The 3,777-nt window shown below is 53.3% G+C and carries 3 protein-coding genes and 1 pseudogene; 1 reads left to right on the forward strand and 3 read right to left on the reverse strand.

The window, feature by feature from the left end:
• From H6F43_RS04415 to H6F43_RS04425, 3 genes and pseudogenes are all read right to left on the reverse strand, one after another.
• Positions 1–278, reverse strand: a pseudogene (locus H6F43_RS04415) (hypothetical protein); the annotation flags it as partial.
• Positions 275–1,492, reverse strand: coding sequence for a magnesium/cobalt transporter CorA (gene corA / locus H6F43_RS04420; protein WP_190341053.1), 1,218 nt, complete (start codon positions 1,490–1,492; stop codon positions 275–277). The gene corA and the pseudogene H6F43_RS04415, both read right to left, overlap by 4 nt.
• 147 nt (positions 1,493–1,639) lie before the next feature.
• Positions 1,640–2,395 carry a sucrose-phosphate phosphatase gene (locus tag H6F43_RS04425; RefSeq protein ID WP_190341055.1) on the reverse strand — a complete coding sequence of 252 codons (756 nt, stop codon included), beginning with the start codon at positions 2,393–2,395 and terminating at the stop codon, positions 1,640–1,642.
• Positions 2,396–2,487: 92 nt separating this feature from the next.
• On the opposite strand from H6F43_RS04425, the gene H6F43_RS04430 reads away from it, so the two are divergent.
• Entirely contained in the window at positions 2,488–3,732 is a 1,245-nt protein-coding gene (locus H6F43_RS04430) for an MFS transporter (protein ID WP_190341057.1), read from the forward strand.
• Positions 3,733–3,777: the final 45 nt, after the last annotated feature.

Consider the following 3,777-nt stretch of genomic DNA (forward strand, 5'->3'; position numbering starts at 1 on the left):
AGAGCGCTCTGGTCCCAGTCTATGTAAACTGAAGAATTGTCCGATTTGTTGCTGATGCTGATGGAGAGTTGCTTAAGCTTGTCGAATTCGTAGCGCTTGTCAAACCGGAAACTGATACCGATCGCATCCTGTAGTCCCTGCTCTTGAAGCTGCTGCTTCAGGGCGTCTTCATTCATCCGAATCGTAAATTCGTCATTAAACGCCTCCTTAATTCTGTTCAAGAAAAAGGCGATGCACAGCAGGTAAGCCGTCAGAATAATCGGATCAGTGGAATTCATCGACGCTTCGGTGACAGAGAAGATTTGCGGGGTGGAGAGCTGGAGGAGTCTTTGCTTTTGATCGTCGAGAAGTTTTCAAACCAGCCCTTGCGCCAGAAGAAGAAAATCAGGCCTGCTGCTGTGCTCAGCATAATAGCCCAGCAGGCAATGTAGCCCCAGTACCAATTCAGTTCCGGCATATTAAACGGTGACGCCTCAGGATTAAAGTTCATGCCGTAGACCCCGGCGATAAACGTTAACGGAATAAAGATAGACGAAATTACCGTCAACAGCTTCATAACTTCGTTCATCCGGTTGCTGACCGACGATAAATACACATCCATCAAGCTCGCTGCTAGCTCCCGGTAGGTTTCTACCATGTCCAAAACCTGTACCGTGTGGTCGTAGCAGTCGCGCAGGTAGATATGCACTTCCTGGGAAATCAAATCGCTGCCATCGCGAATCAGGGAGTTAATTGCGTCGCGCTGGGGCCAAATTGCCCGTCGCAGACTCAGCAATTCGCGCTTCAGATCGTGGATGTGTTCTAGCGTTTGTTGCGAGGGGTTTGCCACAACTTCATCTTCAAGCTCTTCGATCTGCTCACCGTATGCTTCCAGAATGGGGAAGAATCCATCGATAACGGCGTCGATCAGCGAATACATCAGGTAGTCGGCGGTGTGCTTGCGAATGGTCCCTTTGTTGGTGCGGATCCGCTCACGAATTGGACCGAAGCAGTCGTAGTCGGGTTCTTCCTGCACAGTTAGCAGGTAGTGCCGTCCCAGAATAAAGCTGACTTGCTCGCTGACAAAACCATTTCCTCGGCGCTTCAGCGTTACCATCCGAGCGATAAACAGTAACTGGCTGTCGAACTCCTCAAACTTAGGACGCTGCGGCACATTGACGACATCTTCTAGCACGAGGGGATGAAGACTAAATACCTGTCCTAATCGACGAAGCACATCCTCACTGCCCAATCCTTTAACATCTACCCAGGTAACCGATTCGGTATCCAGATAAGGACCCGCCTCCTCCGGCTCAGAAATTTCTAAGCGAGTGCATTGCTCGTCGCTGTAGTCAATTAGAACAACGATCGGCGGTGTGGCATTTGCGGGAATATTCAGGGTTCCCGGCATACTCCCTTGCTCGTCGTGGAAGTAATCCCGGTAGGATTCTTCGTCGCTGAAATTGTCGTCCGTCTGCCAAGTTTCGGAGGGACGGAGGCGATTGTCTACCATACGGGGTAACCAATGCGTACTGTCCCACTACGTTACTATCAAATCAAGCGAACTGGGAACTTAACAGGAGAGTTAACACAAGTCAATCCGTTGGCAGGCAGAAAGAACTGGCTCCAGCGTTAGAAAAGTGTCTATTTACACGTGAACTTACGACTGCGGTAAAAAGCCAAAATGGCGTAGCCCTTCCAAAATGCCTCCAGCGCAGCGCCCTGTTGCCAGGTAGCGGTTCGGGTTGGGGTTAGCGTGATGCCACGTCAGCAGTTCGGGCATCGCATTTCCTACAACAATGCCGCGTTCTTCGCGATCAACAAACAGCGCCAAATCGTTTCCAGAATCGCCACAGGCGATCGTGCGGCTGGGATCAACGCCAAGCTGCTGACGCACAAAGGTCATAGCATTCCCTTTGTTTGCATGGGCTGGCAGGATATCGAAGTCTTTGCCGCCGCTGTAGATAAATTGGAGGTTGAGGTCGCGATCGTGCAGCATTGCCTGCAACTGCGGGATGACCTCCTCAGCCGCTTGCTCAGTGAGGTAGTAGCTCACCTTAAACGGTCGCTGCTCCGAGTCTGGCTGCGGCGTCAAATTGCTAAAGTGGGCAGCCGCCGCCACGATTTGCTCTCGGTCCCAGCCTTGGGAAAGCTTCTCTGACCACAAGGGGTCGGGTGTATCCCGATCGCTGTAGTAAATTTCGGTGCCAACCGCAGAGACGAGAATATCGGGTGGCAGCAGCGGCTGTTCAGAGGCAAGGTGACGATAGCTGGTGAGCGATCGTCCCGTAGAATACACCAATTGGGTTCCGTATTGCTGGCGATGTGGCTGCAATACAGAGTTGAGTTCTTGAAGTGCTGAGTCGTCGCCGACTAGCGTATTGTCTAAATCTGTGATGAGCAGAAAAGGAGCCACAGGATTCACCTTCGTTGTGACGAACTTAGTCTACCGAATCCTGGCGACTCCGCTCTGTAGCTCTGGCGCAATTCTTCTTCACAATTTACCTCATGACTCCCCGCTCTAAATGGTTTGCCTGGTTGCCATCGCTCAACATTCAAATATGGATTCTGGCGATGGGACGTCTACTGTCGCAGACAGGTACGGGATTTACGCTGTTTTACGCTCCGATCTTTTTCGTCAATCAAGTAGGGTTGTCGGCAACTGAGGTGGGCATTGGCATCGGCAGCGCTTCGATTACAGGCGTTTTGGGACGGGCACTGGGCGGTTCGCTTTCCGACTCGCCCCGCTGGGGACGGCGAACCACGCTGCTGCTCTCAGCGGTGGTGTCAGCGATCGCCTCGTTTGTTCTGGCAGCCTCTAGCGACTTTTGGGTGTTTGTGCTTGGCAATCTGCTGATGGGGTTGGGCATTGGGCTGTATTGGCCTGCAACTGAAGCACTGGTCGCGGACTTAGTGACAACACCTGCCCAGCGCAGTGAAGCCTTCGCTATCACTCGCCTCAGCGACAGTCTGGGGCTAGGACTGGGTGTGGTTCTAGGTGGTTTACTGATCAAAACTACGGGCGCGTACCGCAGCTTGTTTGTGATTGACGGGATTTCGTTTTTGGTGCTATTTGTCGTCGTCTACTGGGCGGTGACTGAGATCTCCCGCTCGACAAGTGACGAGTATACAGGGCTGAAAGGCTGGAAGCAGGCACTGCGCGATCGTCGCCTGCTGATCTACAGCGTGGTCAACACGCTATTTACGACGTATCTCGTACAGGTGAGCAGCACGATGCCGCTGTATTTCACCAACTTTGTTCCCGGCGGACTCGCCCCGGAAACGATCAGTGCCTTGTTTACCTGGCATTTGGTACTGTCAGTGCTGGTGCAGATGCCGATCGTGCGCGTGCTCAACCGCGTTAGTCGCGCCGATGCGTTGCTCCTGTCAGCCGTGCTGTGGGGAATCGGCTTTGTGCTGGTTTGGCTGACTGGCGTTGCGCCCGCACATCTACTATGGGCGGTGCTAGCGCTGGCAGTGCTGGCACTGGCGACTGCCACCTACATGCCGTCTGCCTCGTCGATCACGGTTGAAATGGCACCCGATTCACTACGCGGTGTGTATTTAGCGGTGAACTCGCAATGCTGGGCGATCGGCTATTTTGTTGGTCCGCCTGTGGGAGGATGGGCGCTGGATCAATCGCCTGCGATCGCCCACGGATTTTGGTTGGTAACGGCGCTGAGTGTGCTAGGGGCGGCTGCAATTCTGCGCGTTCTCAAGCGGCTAATGCAGGAAGACCACGCGGCTGGCTAAACCTGCACGAATGAATGCAAAAAGCCCTCACTTCTATTCCTCGTT

This window comes from Leptolyngbya sp. FACHB-36, assembly GCF_014695955.1.
GTDB lineage: Bacteria > Cyanobacteriota > Cyanobacteriia > Leptolyngbyales > Leptolyngbyaceae > FACHB-36.